This window comes from Halomonas sp. MS1, from assembly GCF_024182575.1.
Taxonomy (GTDB): domain Bacteria; phylum Pseudomonadota; class Gammaproteobacteria; order Pseudomonadales; family Halomonadaceae; genus Vreelandella.
The window spans coordinates 4,086,596-4,105,390 of the sequence record NZ_CP098926.1 but is presented as its reverse complement, the minus strand read 5'-3'; the positions used below and the strand labels follow the sequence as shown (position 1 = coordinate 4,105,390).

Annotated in this window: 15 protein-coding genes; 4 read left to right on the top strand and 11 right to left on the bottom strand. The window is 53.6% G+C overall.

Annotated features, from left to right (window positions below; genetic code table 11):
* The first annotated feature begins 48 nt into the window (after positions 1-48).
* The 3 genes from ppc to rluF all read left to right on the top strand — a co-directional run bounded on the left by ppc (position 49) and on the right by rluF (position 4,431).
* The gene (ppc, locus tag NF683_RS19025; protein WP_206047673.1) at positions 49-2,697 is read left to right on the top strand and encodes a phosphoenolpyruvate carboxylase; all 2,649 of its coding nucleotides are present in this window, start codon (positions 49-51) and stop codon (positions 2,695-2,697) included.
* 65 nt (positions 2,698-2,762) lie between these two features.
* Positions 2,763-3,308 carry a DUF924 family protein gene (locus NF683_RS19020; protein ID WP_253920743.1) on the top strand — a complete coding sequence of 182 codons (546 nt, stop codon included), beginning with the start codon at positions 2,763-2,765 and terminating at the stop codon, positions 3,306-3,308.
* Between the two features lie 67 nt (positions 3,309-3,375).
* Positions 3,376-4,431, top strand: a complete 1,056-nt coding sequence (rluF, locus tag NF683_RS19015; protein WP_253920742.1) for a 23S rRNA pseudouridine(2604) synthase RluF — start codon at positions 3,376-3,378, stop codon at positions 4,429-4,431.
* Between the two features lie 101 nt (positions 4,432-4,532).
* Here rluF and NF683_RS19010 read toward each other — a convergent pair whose 3' ends face one another.
* The 3 genes from NF683_RS19010 to NF683_RS19000 are packed head-to-tail and all read right to left on the bottom strand — an operon-like array spanning position 4,533 to position 6,909.
* Entirely contained in the window at positions 4,533-5,192 is a 660-nt protein-coding gene (locus NF683_RS19010) for an anthranilate synthase component II (RefSeq protein WP_206047670.1), read from the bottom strand.
* Positions 5,189-6,613, bottom strand: coding sequence for an anthranilate synthase component I family protein (locus tag NF683_RS19005; RefSeq protein WP_253920741.1), 1,425 nt, complete (start codon positions 6,611-6,613; stop codon positions 5,189-5,191). Before NF683_RS19005 ends, NF683_RS19010 begins: the two co-directional genes overlap by 4 nt.
* Before the next feature lie 2 nt (positions 6,614-6,615).
* Positions 6,616-6,909 (bottom strand): Trp family transcriptional regulator, encoded by a 294-nt coding sequence (locus NF683_RS19000; protein ID WP_125748844.1) that lies wholly within the window; start codon positions 6,907-6,909, stop codon positions 6,616-6,618.
* Positions 6,910-7,027: 118 nt separating this feature from the next.
* Here NF683_RS19000 and NF683_RS18995 point away from each other — a divergent pair, with 118 nt between their 5' ends.
* Positions 7,028-8,926, top strand: coding sequence for a monovalent cation:proton antiporter-2 (CPA2) family protein (locus NF683_RS18995; protein WP_253920740.1), 1,899 nt, complete (start codon positions 7,028-7,030; stop codon positions 8,924-8,926).
* On the opposite strand, the gene NF683_RS18990 is transcribed toward NF683_RS18995, so the two are convergent.
* The 8 genes from NF683_RS18990 to NF683_RS18955 form a co-directional block, all read right to left on the bottom strand.
* On the bottom strand, positions 8,923-9,492 hold the full coding sequence (locus tag NF683_RS18990; RefSeq protein ID WP_253920739.1) for a hypothetical protein: 570 nt from the start codon (positions 9,490-9,492) through the stop codon (positions 8,923-8,925). The two genes, NF683_RS18995 and NF683_RS18990, sit on opposite strands and share 4 nt — an antisense overlap.
* Positions 9,493-9,536: 44 nt before the next feature.
* Positions 9,537-10,361, bottom strand: coding sequence for a class I SAM-dependent methyltransferase (locus NF683_RS18985; RefSeq protein WP_253920738.1), 825 nt, complete (start codon positions 10,359-10,361; stop codon positions 9,537-9,539).
* 61 nt (positions 10,362-10,422) lie between these two features.
* Positions 10,423-12,126, bottom strand: a complete 1,704-nt coding sequence (locus NF683_RS18980) for an AMP-binding protein (protein WP_253920737.1) — start codon at positions 12,124-12,126, stop codon at positions 10,423-10,425.
* A 66-nt stretch (positions 12,127-12,192) separates the two neighbouring features.
* A complete protein-coding gene (locus NF683_RS18975; protein WP_253920736.1) occupies positions 12,193-13,098 on the bottom strand; it encodes a hydroxymethylglutaryl-CoA lyase in 906 nt (301 codons plus the stop codon).
* 10 nt (positions 13,099-13,108) lie between these two features.
* Complete coding sequence (locus NF683_RS18970) at positions 13,109-15,148, bottom strand: acetyl/propionyl/methylcrotonyl-CoA carboxylase subunit alpha (RefSeq protein WP_253920735.1); 2,040 nt, start codon at positions 15,146-15,148, stop codon at positions 13,109-13,111.
* On the bottom strand, positions 15,145-15,978 hold the full coding sequence (locus NF683_RS18965) for an enoyl-CoA hydratase/isomerase family protein (RefSeq protein ID WP_253920734.1): 834 nt from the start codon (positions 15,976-15,978) through the stop codon (positions 15,145-15,147). Before NF683_RS18965 ends, NF683_RS18970 begins: the two co-directional genes overlap by 4 nt.
* 11 nt (positions 15,979-15,989) lie before the next feature.
* Positions 15,990-17,597 carry a carboxyl transferase domain-containing protein gene (locus NF683_RS18960; RefSeq protein WP_253920733.1) on the bottom strand — a complete coding sequence of 536 codons (1,608 nt, stop codon included), beginning with the start codon at positions 17,595-17,597 and terminating at the stop codon, positions 15,990-15,992.
* Between the two features lie 10 nt (positions 17,598-17,607).
* The gene (locus tag NF683_RS18955) at positions 17,608-18,777 is read right to left on the bottom strand and encodes an isovaleryl-CoA dehydrogenase (RefSeq protein WP_089037876.1); all 1,170 of its coding nucleotides are present in this window, start codon (positions 18,775-18,777) and stop codon (positions 17,608-17,610) included.
* Between the last annotated feature and the right edge of the window lie 18 nt (positions 18,778-18,795).

Sequence of the window (18,795 nt, the reverse complement as noted above, 5' to 3'; positions counted from 1 at the left end):
ATAACTGACTTTTAACAACTAATGCGACCCCGTAAGGAGGCCATGCCAATGAGTCACGACCTACACGAATCGCTACGAGATAACGTACGTATTCTCGGTGATAGCCTGGGCCGTACGATTGCCGATGATTTAGGCCAGTCGTTTGTTGATAAAATTGAAACAATTCGTGCCCATGCCAAGCGGGGACGTCAGGGCGATTCATTGCAGCAACGTGAGCTTATTGAGTATCTACGCCAGTTGCCCGAACGCGACCTGCTGCCTGTGACGCGCGCGTTTAATCAGTTTTTGAACCTTGCCAATATTGCTGAGCAGCACTATCGAGCACGCTTTCGCCGCGTGGAAGACTACAAGCCAGGCACTCAGCCAGTGCTGGGTGAGCTGCTAAGCCGTGCACAGCAGGCGGGTAATTCGCCCCGTAAGTTAGTAGAAACCCTGGCCAGTATGCGTGTTGAACTAGTGCTGACTGCCCACCCCACAGAAGTTATTCGCCGCACGTTGATTCAGAAATATGACGCGATCGACGAGTGCCTAACCGCGATTGAAAGCTCTGAAGACTACCCCGAGCGCGGAGCCCGCGCCCAGGGGCGCTTGGAAGAGTTAATCAGTCAGGCGTGGCATACCGATGAGATTCGTCACGAGCGGCCAACCCCTGTTGATGAGGCCAAATGGGGTTTCGCGGTTATCGAAAACTCCTTATGGCAGGCGGTTCCAGACTTCCATCGCGATTTGGATAATTTACTCCTCGATACTGCCGGGGAACGCTTGCCGTTGGATGCCGCGCCCATTCGCTATGCTTCCTGGATGGGCGGTGACCGAGATGGCAATCCCAATGTCACCGCGCGGGTGACGCGAGAGGTGCTGTTATTAGGCCGTTGGATGGCCGCCGATCTCTATTTGCGCGATCTTGAGCAGCTGAAAACCGAGCTTTCAATGTGGAAAGCCAACAGCGCTTTGAAGGCAGAGGTAGGAGAAGTTGCTGAGCCTTACCGTGAGCTGCTCAAGCGTCTGCTGAATAAAATGGAAGCCACACGTGACTGGGCCAAAGCAGAGTTGGATGGCCGTAACTATGATGGCGGGCCAATTATTGAAACCCGCGACCAGCTCTACGCGCCGCTGCTGGCATGCTACCGCTCGCTGTGTGATGTCGGGCTGGACACCATTGCTAACGGTGCGCTGCTTGATACCTTGCGCCGCGTGGCGGTGTTCGGCGTCACACTGACCAAACTTGACCTACGCCAAGAGGCCAGCCGCCATGCCCAGGTAATGGAAGAACTCACCAGTGCACTAGGTTTGGGACACTATCAGGACTGGAACGAAGCACAGCGCCAAGAGTTTCTGCTTGCAGAGCTTGAATCAAGGCGGCCGCTAATTCCACGCCGTTGGGAGTGTTCGGCAGAATCCCGCGAAGTGCTCGATACCTTCAAAGTGATTGCTCAAGAGCATGCAGAAGCGTTGGGTACTTATATTATTTCAATGGCTGCCGAGCCTTCGGACGTATTAACCGTTGCGCTATTGATGAAAGAGGTGGGGGGGCAAGTCACACTGCCCATCGCGCCGCTGTTTGAAACCCTCAACGACCTTGACCATGCAGGCGATGTCATCGATCAATTGCTGGCGCTACCGGGTTACCGCGCTCTGGCGAAAGACCGCCAAGAGGTCATGATTGGCTATTCAGACTCGGCTAAAGATGCCGGTCAGCTTGCTGCTGCCTGGGCACAGTACCGTGCCCAAGAGTCGTTAGTCGATGTATGTGACAAGCATGGCGTAGATTTGACGCTGTTCCATGGCCGGGGTGGCACTGTTGGTCGTGGCGGCGGCCCTGCGCATGCGGCGATTCTCTCCCAGCCGCCTGGCTCGGTGAATGGCAGTCTTCGGGTGACCGAGCAAGGTGAGATGATTCGCTTTAAGTTTGGTCAGCCAGATATCGCGCTGCGCTCTATGGAAATTTACGCTTGCGCGGTGATGGAAGCGACGCTATTGCCACCGCCCGCACCTGAGCCTCAGTGGCGTGAAGAGATGGACCAGCTGGCGAAAGTGGCTCATGCCGCTTATGTTGGCGTAGTGCGTGAAGACCCCGATTTTGTCCCGTACTTCCGTGCTGTCACGCCGGAAGGGGCGCTGGGCAGGCTGCCGCTCGGTTCGCGGCCAACCAAGCGTCGCCAGGATGGTGGCGTGGAAACCTTACGAGCGATTCCGTGGATTTTTGCCTGGACGCAGATTCGCTTGATGCTACCCGCTTGGTTAGGCAGTGGTGAGGCGTTCTCTCGACGCCTAGAGCAGCCAGGTGGCCGTGAAGTGTTGCAAGAAATGCGCAGCCAGTGGCCATTTTTTGGCACCTATCTCGATATGTTAGAGATGCTGTTGGCCAAAGCGGACGTAGCGATTGCGGCCTACTATGAGCATCGCTTAGTCGATGAGCCTTCGCTGAAAGCGCTGGGCAAGAAGCTACGTGAGCGTTTTGAACGGCTTGAAAATGTCGTGCTGGATATTCTTCAGCAAGAGAAGCTGCTTGAAAACACCCCGCTTATTCGCCAAGCAATTGATGTGCGCAATCCTTACATCGACCCGTTGCATGGCTTGCAAGCGGAGCTTCTGCAGCGTAATCGGGACGCCGATGGTGCCATTAGCGCAGACCTTTCACGTGCGCTCATGGTGACCATGGCAGGTATTGCAGCAGGGTTACGCAATACAGGCTAACAAAGAGTGCGCCGCCACCGCGTGTGGCGGCGTCGTCATCACCTTACTAGGAATTGGGGGGCGCGATGATACAGGATGCTCAGTCAGTACTGTCGTTTTGGTTCAATGAATTGACGCCAGAGCAGTGGTTTAAAAAAGACACATCGATGGATCAGCAGATTACCCAGCGGTTTGGCTCATTGCTGACCAAAGCGGCCGCCTGTGAGTGTTATGAGTGGCGCAGTACCGCCCAGGGTAGGCTGGCTGAAATTATTGTGTTGGACCAGTTTTCTCGCAATATCTACCGTGACCACCCGCAAGCCTTTGCCAGTGACGCGTTAGCCTTAGCGCTTGCACAGGAAGCGGTTGCCTTAGCGGTGGATAACGAACTGGCTACCGTCGAGCGTAGTTTTTTATACATGCCGTATATGCACAGTGAGTCTGCCGCTATTCATAAGGTAGCAATGCAGCTGTTCGATCAGCCTGGGTTAGAAAATAATCTGGATTTCGAGATTCGCCACAAAGCGATCATTGACCGCTTTGGTCGTTATCCCCACCGCAACGACGTATTGGGTCGGGTATCTACGCCAGACGAAATAGAGTTTCTTAAACAGCCTGGCTCCGGGTTCTAGTTAGACTTTTAACGTTAGCGTTTGAATTTGCTTAATCACTTCACCACACTTTTGCCTATGGCGTTTTATGTCGTTACGAAAATCTACCCGCATCAATAAATACATCAGCGAAAGCGGTTTGTGTTCTCGCCGAGAGGCTGACCGCTATGTTGAGCAAGGCAACGTTTGGATTAATGGGCGTCGGGCAACGACAGGCGACCAAGTGGTGCCGGGTGATCTGGTTAAGGTCAACGGTCAAGAGATTGAGCCTCAGGAAGAAGAGGATTTGGTGCTAATTGCGCTGAATAAGCCGGTGGGAATAGTCAGTACCACTGAGTCCAGCGAAAAAGACAATATTGTTGAATTCGTGAAGCACGGCACGCGCATCTTTCCCATCGGGCGCCTGGATAAAGACTCCCAGGGACTGATCTTTCTAACCAATAATGGCGACTTGGTTAATAAGATCCTGCGCGCTAATAATAATCATGAAAAAGAGTATGTGGTGACGGTCAACAAGCCGATTACAGATGAATTTGTTGCCGGCATGCAAAAGGGTGTACCGATCCTTGGGCAGGTGACTAAAAAGTGTAAAGTGACCAAAGCGTCGACGTTTGTGTTCACTATTACGTTGGTGCAAGGGTTGAACCGCCAGATTCGCCGTATGTGCGAGTACTTTGGCTACGAGGTCACCCAGCTTGTTCGCACCCGGATAATGAATGTTTCCCTGCAAGGGTTGGCTCTGGGCGATTGGCGGGATCTAACTCCTAAAGAGATTGATACGATTGTTGCGCTGACAGAAAGCTCTGAGGCAGTGCCTGAAAAGCGTCAGACGGCACGGCCGGATTACAATTCGGGGGCAGGCGCTAACAAATCGAAAAAAACAGCCACCAAGGAGCGGCAGAAACAGGAGCGGCAGAAACAGGGGCGGCAGAAACCGGCTAAGCCGGGTGCTAAAACGGTTGGCAATAAACCGCCGCCCAAGGGTAAAAGAACCGCCAGCGGTAACGTGAGAACTGGCCCAAAAGCCAGTGCTTCGGGTAAACCACAGCCCAGGGGCAAAACCGCTGGCGCAGGAAAAAACGCTAAGGCTGGAGCCAAGCCGGTGGGTAAAGGCCGTGTTGGTCGCCCGAAAGGGAAGCGTTAGAGAGTAGGGCGGGCAGCTCTGAGTGCCCGCCGTTAGTCGCTAAGTTATTTCAACGCTAAGTTATTTCAACACTAAGTTATCTCAACGCTAAGCCTGATGGGTCAGGCAAATAAGAAGTTAGCAATGAGCTCTTTGCCACCTTCTGTGGCAAACGATTCGGGGTGAAACTGAATGCCGTGAATGGGGTAATCACGGTGCTTTACGCCCATCAATTCAAACTCACCTACTGCTTGCCAGTGGCTGCGTTGCTCAAACTTGTCAGCACCTAGCGCGCCCACTGTTGCGGTTACTTCCAGGCAGTCAGGCAGGGTGAACGCGTCGGCAATCAATGAGTGATAGCGCATCACCTCAAGCTGATCGGGGACGCCATTAAATACCGAGCGATTGTTGTGGTTGATCGGGCTGATTTTGCCGTGCATCGGCAGAGGCGCTTTCACCACTTTGCCGCCAAAGACGTGAACAATACCCTGCATGCCCAGGCACACGCCCAACAGTGGTATGGTTTTGCCGAGTTTCTCGATGACGTCGGCACAGACGCCAAAGTAACGCGGATCATCCGGCGAGCCTGGGCCCGGCGAGATAATAATCCGATCAGGCGCCATGGCTTCTATCGCTTTGAAGTCGATTTGATTGTTGCGCTTAACAATAATCTCGAAATGAGGCAGTTCGCCGCGGTTCTTCTCGGTGGTTAGAATCTCACCAATAAACTGATACAAGTTATAGGTGAAGGAGTCGTAGTTATCGATAATTAGCACCTTCATGCTTGGCTCTCCATGTCCATATCCGCGCTCATAAAAGGAGCAAGGGCTTTGCGGGTGCCTGCAAATTTGCGGCGTATTTCCTCGTACTCATCTTCGGCGTTACTATCAAACACGTTGCCGCCACAAGTTTGCACGTAAGCACTTTCACCGTTTACAAAAACCGTACGAATCGGAATCGCAAAGGTGCAATCGCCGTTAAATGAGAATTGACCAACCGCGCCGCCGTAAGGGCCGCGACCGTCAGTTTCCAAGTCATCGATAATTTTCATCGCTTCGATTTTTGGCGCGCCCGTCAGCGTACCCGCAGGGAAGTTGCTGGCAAGCGATGTAAACATGTCTTCGCCTTCGGCAATAATGCCAACAATTTCACTGGAGATATGCTGTACGTGGCTAAAGCGTTTGATGTCCATCAGGCTACGTACTTTCACCGTGCCAAATTGCGCCACTCGGCCAATATCGTTGCGGTGTAGGTCCACAATCATATTGTGCTCGGCAATCTCTTTTGGATCGTTGAGTAGCGCACGAGCTAGCTGCGTGTCTTCTTGCGGGGTTTTGCCTCGTGTAGTGGTGCCTGCCAGTGGGAAGGTCTCCATCTCGCCTTGGCGAAGCCTGAATAGAAGCTCGGGGCTTGCGCCAATCAGCTTCTGCTCGCCAAATTTTACGTAGTACATCTGTGGCGATGGGTTAATGGTGCGTAGCTGATCGTAGAGCGCTAGCGTATCGCCTTTAATACTAAAGCGTTTTTTAAAGCCGACTTCGCATTGGAAAACTTTACCGTCGATGATGTCTTGCTTCACCTTGGCCACCGCTTGGGCGTGCTCTTCGCGGCTCATGGTGTCGCCCAGCGCAGTAATATGCAACGCGCCTGGGGGAATATCATCGGCGTCGATCAAGGTTTGTAGAAATTCGTATCGACTGTTGTCGTAGTAAAAATAGGTCACTTCCCCGGTCATTTTGTCGAGGATCAAACCGTCTTTATAAAGGCCAAATCGAAACGTGTCGAAATCGTCGCTAGCTTTCAACGATAACGAAGGCTCAAAGTATTGCATGGCGTCATAACCAAGGTAACCGCTTAGTCCACCCGCATACTTACGAGAAATAATATTCTGCGGAATCAGGCTGCGCAGCAGCTCATAAGGGTTATCGCTTGGATAGTGGTTTGCATTACCGTCACGATCTTCAATAGTTAATAAGCCGCCATTGGCGTAAAGCGTGTACTCGGGGTCAAAGCCAATAATCGAGTGGCGCGCCATATGGCTATCTTCGCCTAGTGATTCCAGCATGTAACAGGTATCAAATTGGCGTTCAATTTTTTGAAACAGAGCAAAAAAGTCACAGTCCGCTGCCAGGGTGACGTAGTGAGGCTTGCGCGACAGCGTAAAAGGCTGTGGGCCTGATGAAGCAGGCGTAGTCGTCGTCATGATTAATCGGTCCGTGAAGTGGGTGACGGTAGTGATGAAGGTAACGTTGAAGAAGGTAGCGTGGTTAGAGCGCGCGAACCGCGGGATACCGTGGCAATACCGACGCCCAGGATTTCAGCGATTTTGCGGTGGGGGACTCCTTCGCGCAAAAGCTTAAAAATCTGTAGGCGCTTGCTGATTTCTTGGTACTCTGCAGGCGTTAACAAGCTGGCTAGTGCCTCGTCCATTGCTTCCGGCGAATCAATGGCAAGTAAATAGCGTACTAAATCAGCCTGATGGTCATCATCAAATGACATAAAGTGAGTTCACCGTATTGCCACAAAATTAAGGAAATAAGTTGCTGTACTAGCGTACTAGTACGGTATCCTATTGCGCAATGAAGTCAAGCCATTCGTGTTAATTTGAGGAAGCCCGATGACCGACTATTTTATTCAAGCGTTTATCTATCTCATTGCAGCGGTAATCGCCGTTCCCCTTGCCAAGCGGTTTGGACTTGGTTCGGTGCTCGGCTATTTGGTCGCTGGGGTGGTGATAGGGCCCATGCTGGGGCTAGTCGGCCAGGAAACTACAACGATTCAGCACTTCGCCGAGTTTGGTGTGGTGATGATGCTGTTTTTGGTCGGTATGGAGCTTGACCCAAAAGGGTTGTGGGCCATGCGGGTGAGCTTGATAGGAATGGGCGGTTTACAGGTGCTGATCACCGCCGCTGCAGGTACCGCTGTTGCTTTGTGGCTGGGACTTGCTTGGCAAACATCCTTGGCCATCGGTTTAATTTTTGCGCTTTCTTCAACGGCGATTGTGTTGCAAACCCTAAACGAAAAAGGACTCACGAAAACAGAGGGCGGACGTAGCGCGTTTTCGGTGCTGCTATTTCAGGATATCGCGGTGATCCTGATGCTGGCGTTGATCCCACTGTTGGCGCTTCCCGAACTAACGGAAGAAGGTGGTAGTTATGCTGAGCACAGTAGCCTAAGTCTTGTTGAGGATATGCCTGCATGGCTCCACGGGCTGGTGGTCGTTGGGGCTATCGGAGTCGTCATTATTAGTGGGCATTATCTTGGGCCGATGCTGTTTCGCTACGTCGTTTCCTCTGGCTTGAGAGAGGTGTTTACAGCTGCCGCTTTAATGCTGGTCATTGGCATTGCTGCGTTGATGGGGGTTGTCAATTTATCCCCAGCGCTTGGGGCGTTTCTAGCCGGTATCGTACTTGCTAACAGCGAATTCAAGCACGAAATTGAGGCCAACATCGAACCGTTTAAAGGACTTTTGCTTGGACTGTTTTTTATCACGGTTGGAGCTGGCATCGACTTTCAGGTATTCGCGGCGCAGTGGCCAACCGTATTGCTATTAGTGCTTGGCGTTATTGTCGTAAAGGGCACTATCCTGTTCGGGTTAGCTATGCTGTTCCGAGTTCGAAATAGCAATGGCTGGTTGTTTACGTTAAGCCTAGCGCAGGCAGGGGAATTTGGTTTTGTGCTGTTAACTTACAGCGTGCAGAGTAACGTTATTCCTGTTGATGTGTCGCAATTACTTTCGCTGGTTGTTGCGTTTTCCATGTTTGCGACGCCGCTGCTGTTTATTGCCTACGACCGCTTAGTGCTGCCGCGCTACCAAACAGCTAAAAATGCTACGCGGGATGCCGATAAGATCGAAGAACAAGCACCGGTGATTATCGCTGGTGTTGGTCGTTTTGGACAGATTGTATGTCGCTTGTTGCGCGCTAATAACATTCCCATCGTAGCGTTAGACCTCGAAATTGAGCAAATTGAACTCCTTCGCCATATTCGGATTAAAAGCTACTTTGGCGATGCCAGTCGTTCAGACCTTTTAGAAACAGCGGGCATTGCGAATGCGCGAGTGATGGTGGTTGCGATTGATGATCGCGATCGCGCTGTTGATATGGTGAAGCATGTTAAGCACTACTATCCCAACGTTTGGGTATTAGCGCGTGCCTTTGACCGTGGCCATGGATATCAGCTTCGCGAAGCAGGGGCTGACGATATAACCAGAGAGGTTTATCACTCTGCGCTAGAGCTTGGCGGCCATACGTTGACGGCTATGGGGGTACACCCAATGCGTGCCAAGCAGATGATCGACTCGTTTGAGCAACACGAAAATGCCCATGAAGATGAGCTGTTTGAAGCCTGGAAAGAGATTGAGGAGGGGATTAGCTTTAGTCCGCGTTACGGCGAACTGTTTATGAAACTGGAGGAAGCGCTGAGTCGATCAATGCGGCACGGCTGGGATGAGCCAAATCAAGCTGAAGAGCACGTATGGACGCCGCCGGAACAGGCAGCCGAAGAAAACCGCTAAAACGGCAGGTGCAGGGATGCGCTCAACATATTGAGGTGGCTGAGGGTAGGCGCGTCGATGCGCTCATACTCAACCCGGCTTACCAGGCGATTAATGGTCATGGTGGCGCCAAAACCTTGTAGGAAAGCGGTGCCGCCGTCGTCGGCCAGTGGCTGATCGGTTTCGCCACGCCACTCGGTAAGGCCAGACTTAGCGTAAATACTAAAGGCACCCATTCGCACGCCTGCGACAATGGCACCGCCTAAGCTGAGGGTGTCCATGATGAGGGGGGCAGCACTGGAAGCGATAGGGACTTCTTCACTTTCGCGGTAGGCAATTTCAGCACCAATATCCAGCTGTGGTAGTTGCAATGGGCTAAAACCTGCCGAGAAGCGGAAGCCTGTTGTGTAGCTATCGAGGCTGCTTAAGTCACTGCCTTCTAAAACGACACCGTTGCGCAGCGACATAAATTCGCTGTTGGGAGACGCATAGGCGAGGTCGGTGTCTACGTCGCTGGCTAAACAGCCCATCAATGGCAGCATGGAACCAGCAAAACTACACAACAGGGTGCTTGCCAAGCGTTTCATTGGCGTTCCTCGTATCCCTGGCTAAGGAAGTTATCTTAATCAGCCTAGCAACGGGCGCTGATTTCTACCACATTAATTGCGTTATTTGATAAGTTTTCTAGCAGATTTTTACCCATTTTCAAAAAGCGCTCGCCAAATACCCATTGGGGAGAGAGCACAGCGACGGTGTTAGTTTGCTCTTTTTGGCGCTGCCGCTGACGCCACTCAAGCGCGGTGCTGCTCCAATCCTCACTGTGCTGAAGCTGAAAGCCATTGGCTACCAGCAAGTTTGTCAGTTCTGTCATCGAAAGTAAGTGTGAATGCTCTGGCGATGCGGCCCAAGGAACCGGGTAGCGCAATTCGGCCAGGTTTTTACCACTAACGACTTCATGCATAACAAGCTTGCCACCTGGGCGAAGCACGCGTCGGCTTTCGGCAATAACGCGGGCGGGGTCGGGCATGTTCATCAGGCTGTGCTGAAATAGCACGGCATCAAACGTGCGCTCAGGAAAAGGTAGTGCGCAGGCATCTCCGGTAACCCAGCTAAGCGACGGATTTGTCGGAGAAGCCGCTAAGTTAGTCAGTGCCTGATTAAGTACGTTAAAGCGGTGAGTAATATCTAAACCGGTAAGTTGAAAACCAAGCGCTGCGCCTTGACGCATTAATCCGCCTAAGCCTGAGCCTATATCAAGCACCTTTGTATGTTGGGAAGGATCAAGCAGGTTAAGCAATTTTTTAGAGGCGGCAATGCCTCCGATATGCAGCTGGTCTAGCGGGGCAAGTTGGTGAAGCGTTGGGCCATCAGGGTAGTGGGTACGAATTTGGTTAAGGATAGCGTCATCGCGTAACCCTTGGTGGTAGTGCTCGGCTAGCCGCTGCTGTGTGGACATATCGGTGTCTCAATACCTTACAAAAATTAACGCCGACCACAGGCCGGCGTTGATTAAAGGGTTATTTTTGATCCTCAAGCCCAAGCTCTTGGATAGAAATTTCGCGCATTTTAAATTTCTGAATTTTACCGGTTACTGTCATCGGGAACTCATCAACAAATTTAAAGTAGCGGGGAATCTTAAAGTGAGTGATTTTGCCTTTGCAGTACTCGCGAAGGTCTTCTCCAGTGAGTTCTCCAGCGCTGCTGTTGACTTTCACCCAAGCAATTAGCTCTTCGCCATACTTCTTATCCGGAACACCGGTGACCTGTACTTCTGAAATCGCAGGGTGGGCGTATAAAAACTCCTCAATCTCTTTTGGGTATACGTTCTCCCCGCCGCGAATCACCATGTCTTTAATGCGGCCAACGATCTGGATGTAGCCTTCCTCGTCCATCGTGGCAAGGTCGCCTGTGTGCATCCAACCGGCTTCGTCAATGGCTTCAGCCGTGGCTTTGTCATTGTTCCAGTACTTGAGCATCACACTGTAGCCACGGGTGCATAGCTCACCGATTTCACCACGGGGCAGAATGCCGCCGTTGCCCGGATCGACGATCTTGCTTTCTAGGTGGGGTTGGGTACGGCCAACGGTAGAAACGCGCTTATCAATGGTGTCGTTAGCGCCGGTTTGGGTGGAAACCGGGCTGGTTTCTGTCATGCCGTAGGCGATCTGTACGCCTTTCATATTCATCTTTTCGATGACTTGCTTCATGATTTCTGCAGGACAAATAGAACCCGCCATAATGCCGGTGCGTAGCGTGGAAAAATCAGTCGTGGCAAAGTCGGGGTGCTCTAGTTCAGCGATGAACATAGTGGGTACGCCGTAAAGCGCGGTGGCTTTTTGCTCGTGTACCGCTTTTAGCACTTTACCGGGCTCGAACCCTTCATCCGGATAAATCATCGCCGCGCCATGGGTCATGCAACCCAGATTACCCATCACCATGCCGAAGCAGTGGTAGAGCGGTACGGGGATGACCAGGCGGTCTTCGCTGGTAAAGCCCATGCTTTCGGCAACAAAGAAGCCATTGTTGAGGATGTTATGGTGAGAGAGCGTCGCGCCTTTCGGAAAGCCCGTGGTACCCGAGGTGTATTGAATATTGATCGGGTCATCAAACTGTAGCGTCGCCTGCAAGTCATCAACATCCGTCTGGCTGATCTTGCTGGCTTCGTTAATGAAGTCTGCCCAGCGCCACATGCCACTCTGTTTGTCAGTGCTCAGATTAATGATGCACTCAAGATCAGGCAGCTTTTGTGATTTTAGCTGACCTTCTGTGCTGCTATTTAGTTCAGGCGCGAGCTCAAACAGCATGGCGGTGTAATCAGAGCTTTTGAATTGATCGGCAGTGACTAAAAAGCGCGCACCGGATTGATTCAGCGCGTAGTCCAGCTCATGAGTACGATAAGAGGGGTTAATGTTGACTAAAATCGCGCCAATCTTGGCGGTGGCAAATTGGGTTAGGGTCCATTCGCAGCAGTTTGGTGCCCAGATGGCAACTCGGTCGCCTTTTTTAACCCCAATGGCCAGCAACGCTCGGGCGCAGCGGTTAACTTCTTCCTGAAGCTGGCGGTAGCTCCAGTGAATGTTCTGATGAAGGGCGATTAGCGCGTCGTTGTCGGGATACTGTGCGGCGATTTGATCAAATTTATCGCCAATGGTCATGCCCAGCAGCGGCTTATCTGCGGTGCTGCTGGTGTAGCTAGGTAGGGTGTGTGCAGGTGATGCCATGGATGTCTCTCCGAACTGTTTTTTTTGTCTCAACGGGAAGAAAGCAGTTGGCTTCTATAGTTATTATTAGCTAACCGTGCTTTTGGCCAACGCGACTTTAGAACTGGGCTTGCGACCCAACTGCTGAGTGATCCAGACGCCCGTATCAATCACTGCCTGGAGGTCTATGCCGGTGTTAATGCCCAGCCCCTCCAACAGGTAAAGTACGTCTTCCGTGGCCACATTGCCGGATGCACCTTTGGCATAAGGGCAGCCACCAAGCCCTGCAGTCGCTGCGTCAATCACGCTCACGCCTTCTTCCATTACGGCATATAAGTTAGCTAGCGCCATGCCATAGGTATCATGGAAGTGGGCCGCTAAATGCTCGATGGGCAACTGCTGACGGGCAGCCTCAATCATCCGCTTAGCGGCTAGCGGCGTGCCGACACCGATGGTGTCACCCAGAGAGATTTCATAGCAGCCCATCTCATAAAGTGCGCTGGCTACCTCGGCAACTTTTTGCGGTGAAATAGCCCCTTCATAGGGGCAGCCCAGCACGCAGGACACATAGCCACGCACCCGCACACCTGCTTCGTTGGCTCGCGCAAGCACGGGCTCAAAGCGCGTCAGCGACTCAGCAATCGAGCAGTTGATGTTTTTCTGGGAAAACGCCTCAGAAGCGGCGCCAAATACCGCGACTTCCTCAACGCCGGCTGCCAGTGCGCCTTCCAAGCCTTTCAGGTTAGGCGTTAACGCCGAATAAACCACGCCGGGTTTGCGGGCAATACCGCGCATTACTTCGCTCGCATCGCCCATTTGTGGTACCCATTTTGGCGAGACAAAGCTGGCGGCCTCAATATGGCTGAGGCCAGCGTTCGCCAGCCGTTCGATCAGTTCGATTTTAGTGGCGGTGGGCACCAGGGTGCCCGGTTCGTTTTGCAGGCCATCGCGGGGGGCCATTTCAAACAGTTTAATAGACGTAGGCAGTGCCATCGGTTAGCTCCTATTCGTTGGGGGCAAAGTCGAGTAGCACGTCACCTTGACTCACGGTATCGCCCGACTGGAAGTGGAACGTCTCCACGCTACCATCGGCAGGCGCGGTCATGGTGTGCTCCATCTTCATCGCTTCCATGACCATCAACGGCATGCCTTTCTCGACCGCCGCGCCAGGCTCTACCAGCAGCGCGACAACGGTGCCATTCATGGGGGCGGTGAGCGTTGATTCGGCTTCATGGTGACCGTGGTCAATGGCATCAATGCGTCGCCAGAAGAGGCGTGTTTCGCCACTAGGTTCAGCCATCACCACGATATGGCCATCGCGGCGTGCCTGTAGACGACGGCGGTGGCCGTTTAGCGTGACGGCGACCGCATCACCTGTCAGCGATTGTAGGCTAGCGGTCAACGTTTGATCACCGATGGTCAGATTCCACAGCGATTCGCCGCTTTCGCGCTTACCTTCAACAATCACCACCGCTGCGTCGCTGTCGACTGCCTGTGCACTTGCCGGGTCACACAGCGCAATACGAATGGTATGGGGGGCATTCAAGCGGAAGCCGTCGTGGCGATCCCACGGAGAGTCACTTTCGCACTCTTTGGCCAGTTGGTTCAGGCCGATCAGCGCGGCGCTGGCATACGCTTCAGTAGAGTAGCTGCGCGGAGCAAACAGCGTGGCTTCGTTGCGTTCGATAAAACGCGTGTCTAGCTCGACGTTTTTAAAGCCGGGGTGATTTGCCAAGCGTTGCAGGAAAGCGCGGTTCGTTACCACGCCCTGTACATCCAGCGCCGCCAAAGCGCGGTTGAGAGTGGCTAGCGCCGCATCCCGGTCAGCGCCGTGAACAATCAGTTTGGCCAGCATGGGGTCGTAGTGCATGGAAACCACATCGCCACTTTCCACGCCGCTGTCTAAACGCACCCGATCGCTATCTAAGTCGGCACCTTCTAGGTCCAAGGCGAAGCGAGTCAACAAACCGGTGGCCGGTAGGAAGTCTTGCTCCGGGTCTTCGGCATACAGGCGCGCTTCAAAGCTATGGCCGGTGATGGTGAGCTCGTCTTGTGTGCAGGGGAGCGGTTCGCCCATCGCAACGCGCAGCTGCCATTCGACCAAATCCTGGCCGGTAATCATTTCAGTAACGGGATGCTCAACCTGCAGGCGCGTATTCATTTCCATAAAGTAGAACGAGCCGTCGGCATCGAGCAGAAACTCCACAGTACCTGCGCCGACATAGCCAATTTCTTTTGCCGCGCGAACGGCAGCATCGCCCATCGCACTGCGCAGTTCGGGCGTCATGCCAGGAGCGGGCGCTTCTTCTATGACTTTCTGATGGCGGCGCTGCACGCTGCAATCCCGCTCGAATAGGTACACGCCATTGCCGTAGCGGTCGCAGAATACCTGTACTTCGACGTGACGAGGCTGCACTAGGTATTTCTCAATCAGCATACGGTCGTCGCCGAAAGCGGCGCTGGATTCGCGCCGACAGCCATCAAGCGCTGCTTTAAATCCTTCGCCGCTTTCAACCACGCGCATGCCTTTACCACCGCCACCAGCGCTGGCTTTTAACATCACCGGATAACCGATTTTATCGGCTTCGCTGCGCAGCAGCGCATCATCCTGATCGTCACCATGATACCCAGGCACCAGTGGCACGCCCGCATTGGCCATACGCGCTTTCGCGGCAGATTTATCGCCCATTGCGGCAATCGCCGACGCAGGGGGACCAACAAAGATGATGCCCGCTTGCTCAAGGGCTTTAACAAACCCACCGTTTTCCGAAAGAAAGCCGTAGCCGGGGTGAATGGCGCCAGTGCCGGTGCGTTTGGCGGCATCGATAACCGCATCAACATTAAGGTAGCTTTCGCGGGCGGCGGCAGGGCCTAAGCGAATGGCTTCATCGGCCTCGCGTACATGGCGAGCCGTGGCATCGGCATCTGAATAAACGGCAACCGTTTTCAGCCCCATGCGGCGGGCGGTGCGCATTACTCGGCAGGCAATTTCACCGCGGTTGGCCACTAGCAACGTGTCGAATTTAGTAAGGTCAAGCGTCATGAGCGTGGCTCCGCAGCAGTGTTGGGTTCTTGAAGGCCAGACGGTTGCGTCCAGGCAGGGCGGCGCTTTTCAAAAAAGCTCGCTAAGCCCTCTTGACCCTCTTGGCTCACTCGCAGTTTGGAGATCACCTGGCAGGTGTGTTCTCGGGTGGCGTCACTGTTGGGTGCTTGAGCCACGCTTGCTAGCAGGGCTTTGGTTGCCCGTTGGGCTTGGGGGGAGCCGCCTAGAAGGGTGTCAAGCATAGCGTCTATGGCGCTATCCAAAGCATCGTGCTCCACCACTTGGTGAACCAAACCGAGCGCCATCGCCGTTGGCGCATCCATCACTTCAGCAGTGAGTGCGTAACGGCGCATTTGGCGTTCGCCAAGCGCACGCTGAACATAGGGGCTAATCACCGCGGGCGATAGGCCAATTTTTACTTCCGACAGGCAGAACTTAGCTTTATCTGAAGCGACGACCAGATCGCAACAGGCGGCTAGACCCACCGCGCCACCAAAGGCCGCCCCCTGAACTCGGCAAACGGTAGGGCAAGGCAGGGTGTCTAACCCGAACATAAGCGCTGACAGTTTGCGTGAGTCCGCTAGATTGTCTTCCAGGCCGTAATCGACCATACGCTTCATCCAGTTGAGATCAGCGCCCGCAGAAAAACTTTTACCTTCAGAGCCAAGCACCACCACCCGAACGTCACCGGCGTTGGCCAGCGCATGCAATTCGTCTAGATGGGCGTTTAGTTCAGCGATCAGGCTGTCGTCAAAGGCGTTATGCACCTCTGGGCGGTTTAACGTCAGGCGCGCCACGCCTTCTTCGATCAGTAGCGTTGAGTAAGCCATAGTGTTCGCCCTTACATCCGGAACACGCCGAAGCGTGTCTCTTCGACGTCAGCATTCATTGCAGCGGCTAGTGAAAGCCCTAATACGTCGCGGGTTTGAAGTGGATCAATGACGCCGTCATCCCATAGGCGGGCGCTAGCATAATAGGGGTGACCCTGGTGCTCATACTGGTCGCGAGTGGGCTGTTTAAAGGCCTCTTCTTCCTCTTTGGTCCACTCGCGGCCATCGCGCTCATACTGCTCACGTTTCACCTGCGAGAGCACGCCTGCCGCCTGCTCGCCGCCCATTACCGAAATACGCGCATTGGGCCACATGAACAGCAGGTTGGGGTCATAGGCGCGACCACACATTCCGTAGTTACCTGCGCCAAAACTGCCGCCAATCAAAACGGTGAACTTGGGTACTTTGGCGCATGCGACGGCAGTCACTAGCTTCGCACCGTGCTTAGCGATGCCTTCATGCTCGTACTTAGAGCCGACCATGAAGCCAGTAATGTTTTGCAGGAACACCAGCGGAATCTTGCGCTGAGCGCAAAGCTCGATAAAGTGCGCACCTTTTACCGCGCTCTCTGAAAACAGCACGCCGTTGTTGGCCACAATGCCAACCGGATAGCCGTGGATATGTGCAAAGCCGGTTACCAAAGTGTCGCCGTAGTAGCGCTTGAATTCGTCAAAGTCAGAGCTATCGACAATGCGACCAATCACTTCTCGAACGTCGTAAGGCTTTTTAAGGTCGGTGCCAACAATGCCGTAAAGTTCGCTGGGGTCGAGTTTGGGAGGTTGGGGCGCTTGCATGGCTAATTTTCCGCGCTTTTGCCAATTTAAACGGCACACACAAGCGCGCGCTAACTGCAGGGCGTGGGCATCATTTTCAGCGTAATGATCGGCTACGCCGCTGATTTTGGCGTGCACATCGGCACCGCCCAGGTCTTCTGCACTAATGCTTTCGCCCGTGGCCGCCTTCACTAACGGTGGGCCGCCCAGGAAAATCGTGCCCTGTTCTTTAACGATGATTGATTCATCCGCCATGGCGGGTACATAAGCACCGCCAGCCGTGCAGGAGCCCATGACCACCGCTATTTGCGGGATGCCCTCTGCCGACATCGTGGCTTGGTTATAGAAAATGCGCCCGAAGTGATCGCGATCGGGGAACACTTCATCCTGGCGGGGTAAGAATGCGCCGCCGGAATCGACTAAATAGATGCACGGTAGACGGTGCTTGCGGGCGATTTCTTGGGCGCGCAGGTGTTTTTTCACCGTTAGCGGGAAATAAGTGCCACCTTTTACTGTGGCATCGTTGGCCACAATCACGCACTCAACGCCAGATACCCGGCCAATGCCCGTTACCACGCCTGCCGCAGGCACGTCGCTATCGTAAACGTGATGGGCTGCCAGGGCGGAAAACTCTAAAAATGGCGAGCCTTCGTCAATTAAGTGATCGATACGATCACGCACAAATAGCTTGCCGCGGCTCTCGTGGCGTTCACGCGCCTTAGGGCCTCCGCCTTGGGCGACGGCAGCGGTCAATTCTCGTAGCTTGGAAACTTCCCCCAACATGGATGCTGCGTTGCTTTGAAAGACATCGCTGCGGGGATTGATCTGTGTAGAGAGTGTGCTCATGGCGCGGCCCTTACTTTGTTTCGGTGAAGAGTTCGCGGCCAATCAGCATCCGGCGAATTTCGCTGGTGCCCGCGCCAATTTCATACAGTTTGGCATCGCGCAGAAGGCGACCGGTGGGGTACTCGTTGATATAGCCGTTGCCGCCGAGCAGCTGAATGGCATCTAGGGCAACTTGGGTGGCTTTCTCTGCGCAGTAAAGAATCACGCCCGCTGCGTCTTTGCGCGAGGTCTGGCCGCGGTCGCAGGCTCCGGCAACGGCGTATAAGTAAGCGCGACAAGCGTTCAGCGTGGTGTACATATCCGCAACTTTGCCTTGCACCAACTGGAACTCGCCAATGGACTGGTTGAACTGCTTGCGCTCGTGGATATAGGGCATCACCACATCCATAGCGGCCTGCATAATGCCGATAGGGCCAGCAGCCAGTACGGTGCGCTCATAATCCAAACCGCTCATGAGAACACGAACCCCTTTACCGACCTCGCCCAGTACGTTTTCAACCGGTACTTTGCAGTCCTGGAAAACCAGTTCGCAGGTGTTAGAGCCGCGCATACCCAGCTTGTCGAGCTTCTGTGCCGTAGTGAAGCCAGGCATGCCTTTTTCAATAATGAACGCTGTAATACCTTTAGAGCCTGCTTCCGGGTCGGTTTTGGCGTACACCACTAATACGTCGGCGTCAGGACCGTTGGTGATCCACATTTTGTTACCGTTAAGGATGTAATGATCACCCTCTAACTTGGCTCGCAGCTGCATTGACACGACGTCAGACCCCGCACCTGGTTCTGACATTGCCAGTGCACCTACGTGGTCGCCGCTGATCAGCTTGGGCAGGTATTTCTCTTTTTGTGCAGCGCTGGCGTTGATCTTAAGCTGATTGACACACAGGTTCGAGTGCGCGCCATAGGAGAGGGCGACGGAGGCACTTGCCCGGGAAATTTCTTCCATTGCAATACAGTGGGCAAGATAGCCCATACCACTACCGCCATCCTCTTCAGATACGGTAATCCCCAACAGCCCCATGTCGCCAAACTTCTTCCACAGGTCATTTGGGAATTCGTTGTTGCGGTCGATTTCAGCGGCGCGTGGGGCAATTTCGCTAGCGGCAAAGGCATTGACCTGCTCGCGCAGCATGTTCAGTTCATCGTCGAGGCCGAAATTGAGTTCTGAATAGTGTGAAAACATGGTCAATCACCTTGTCAT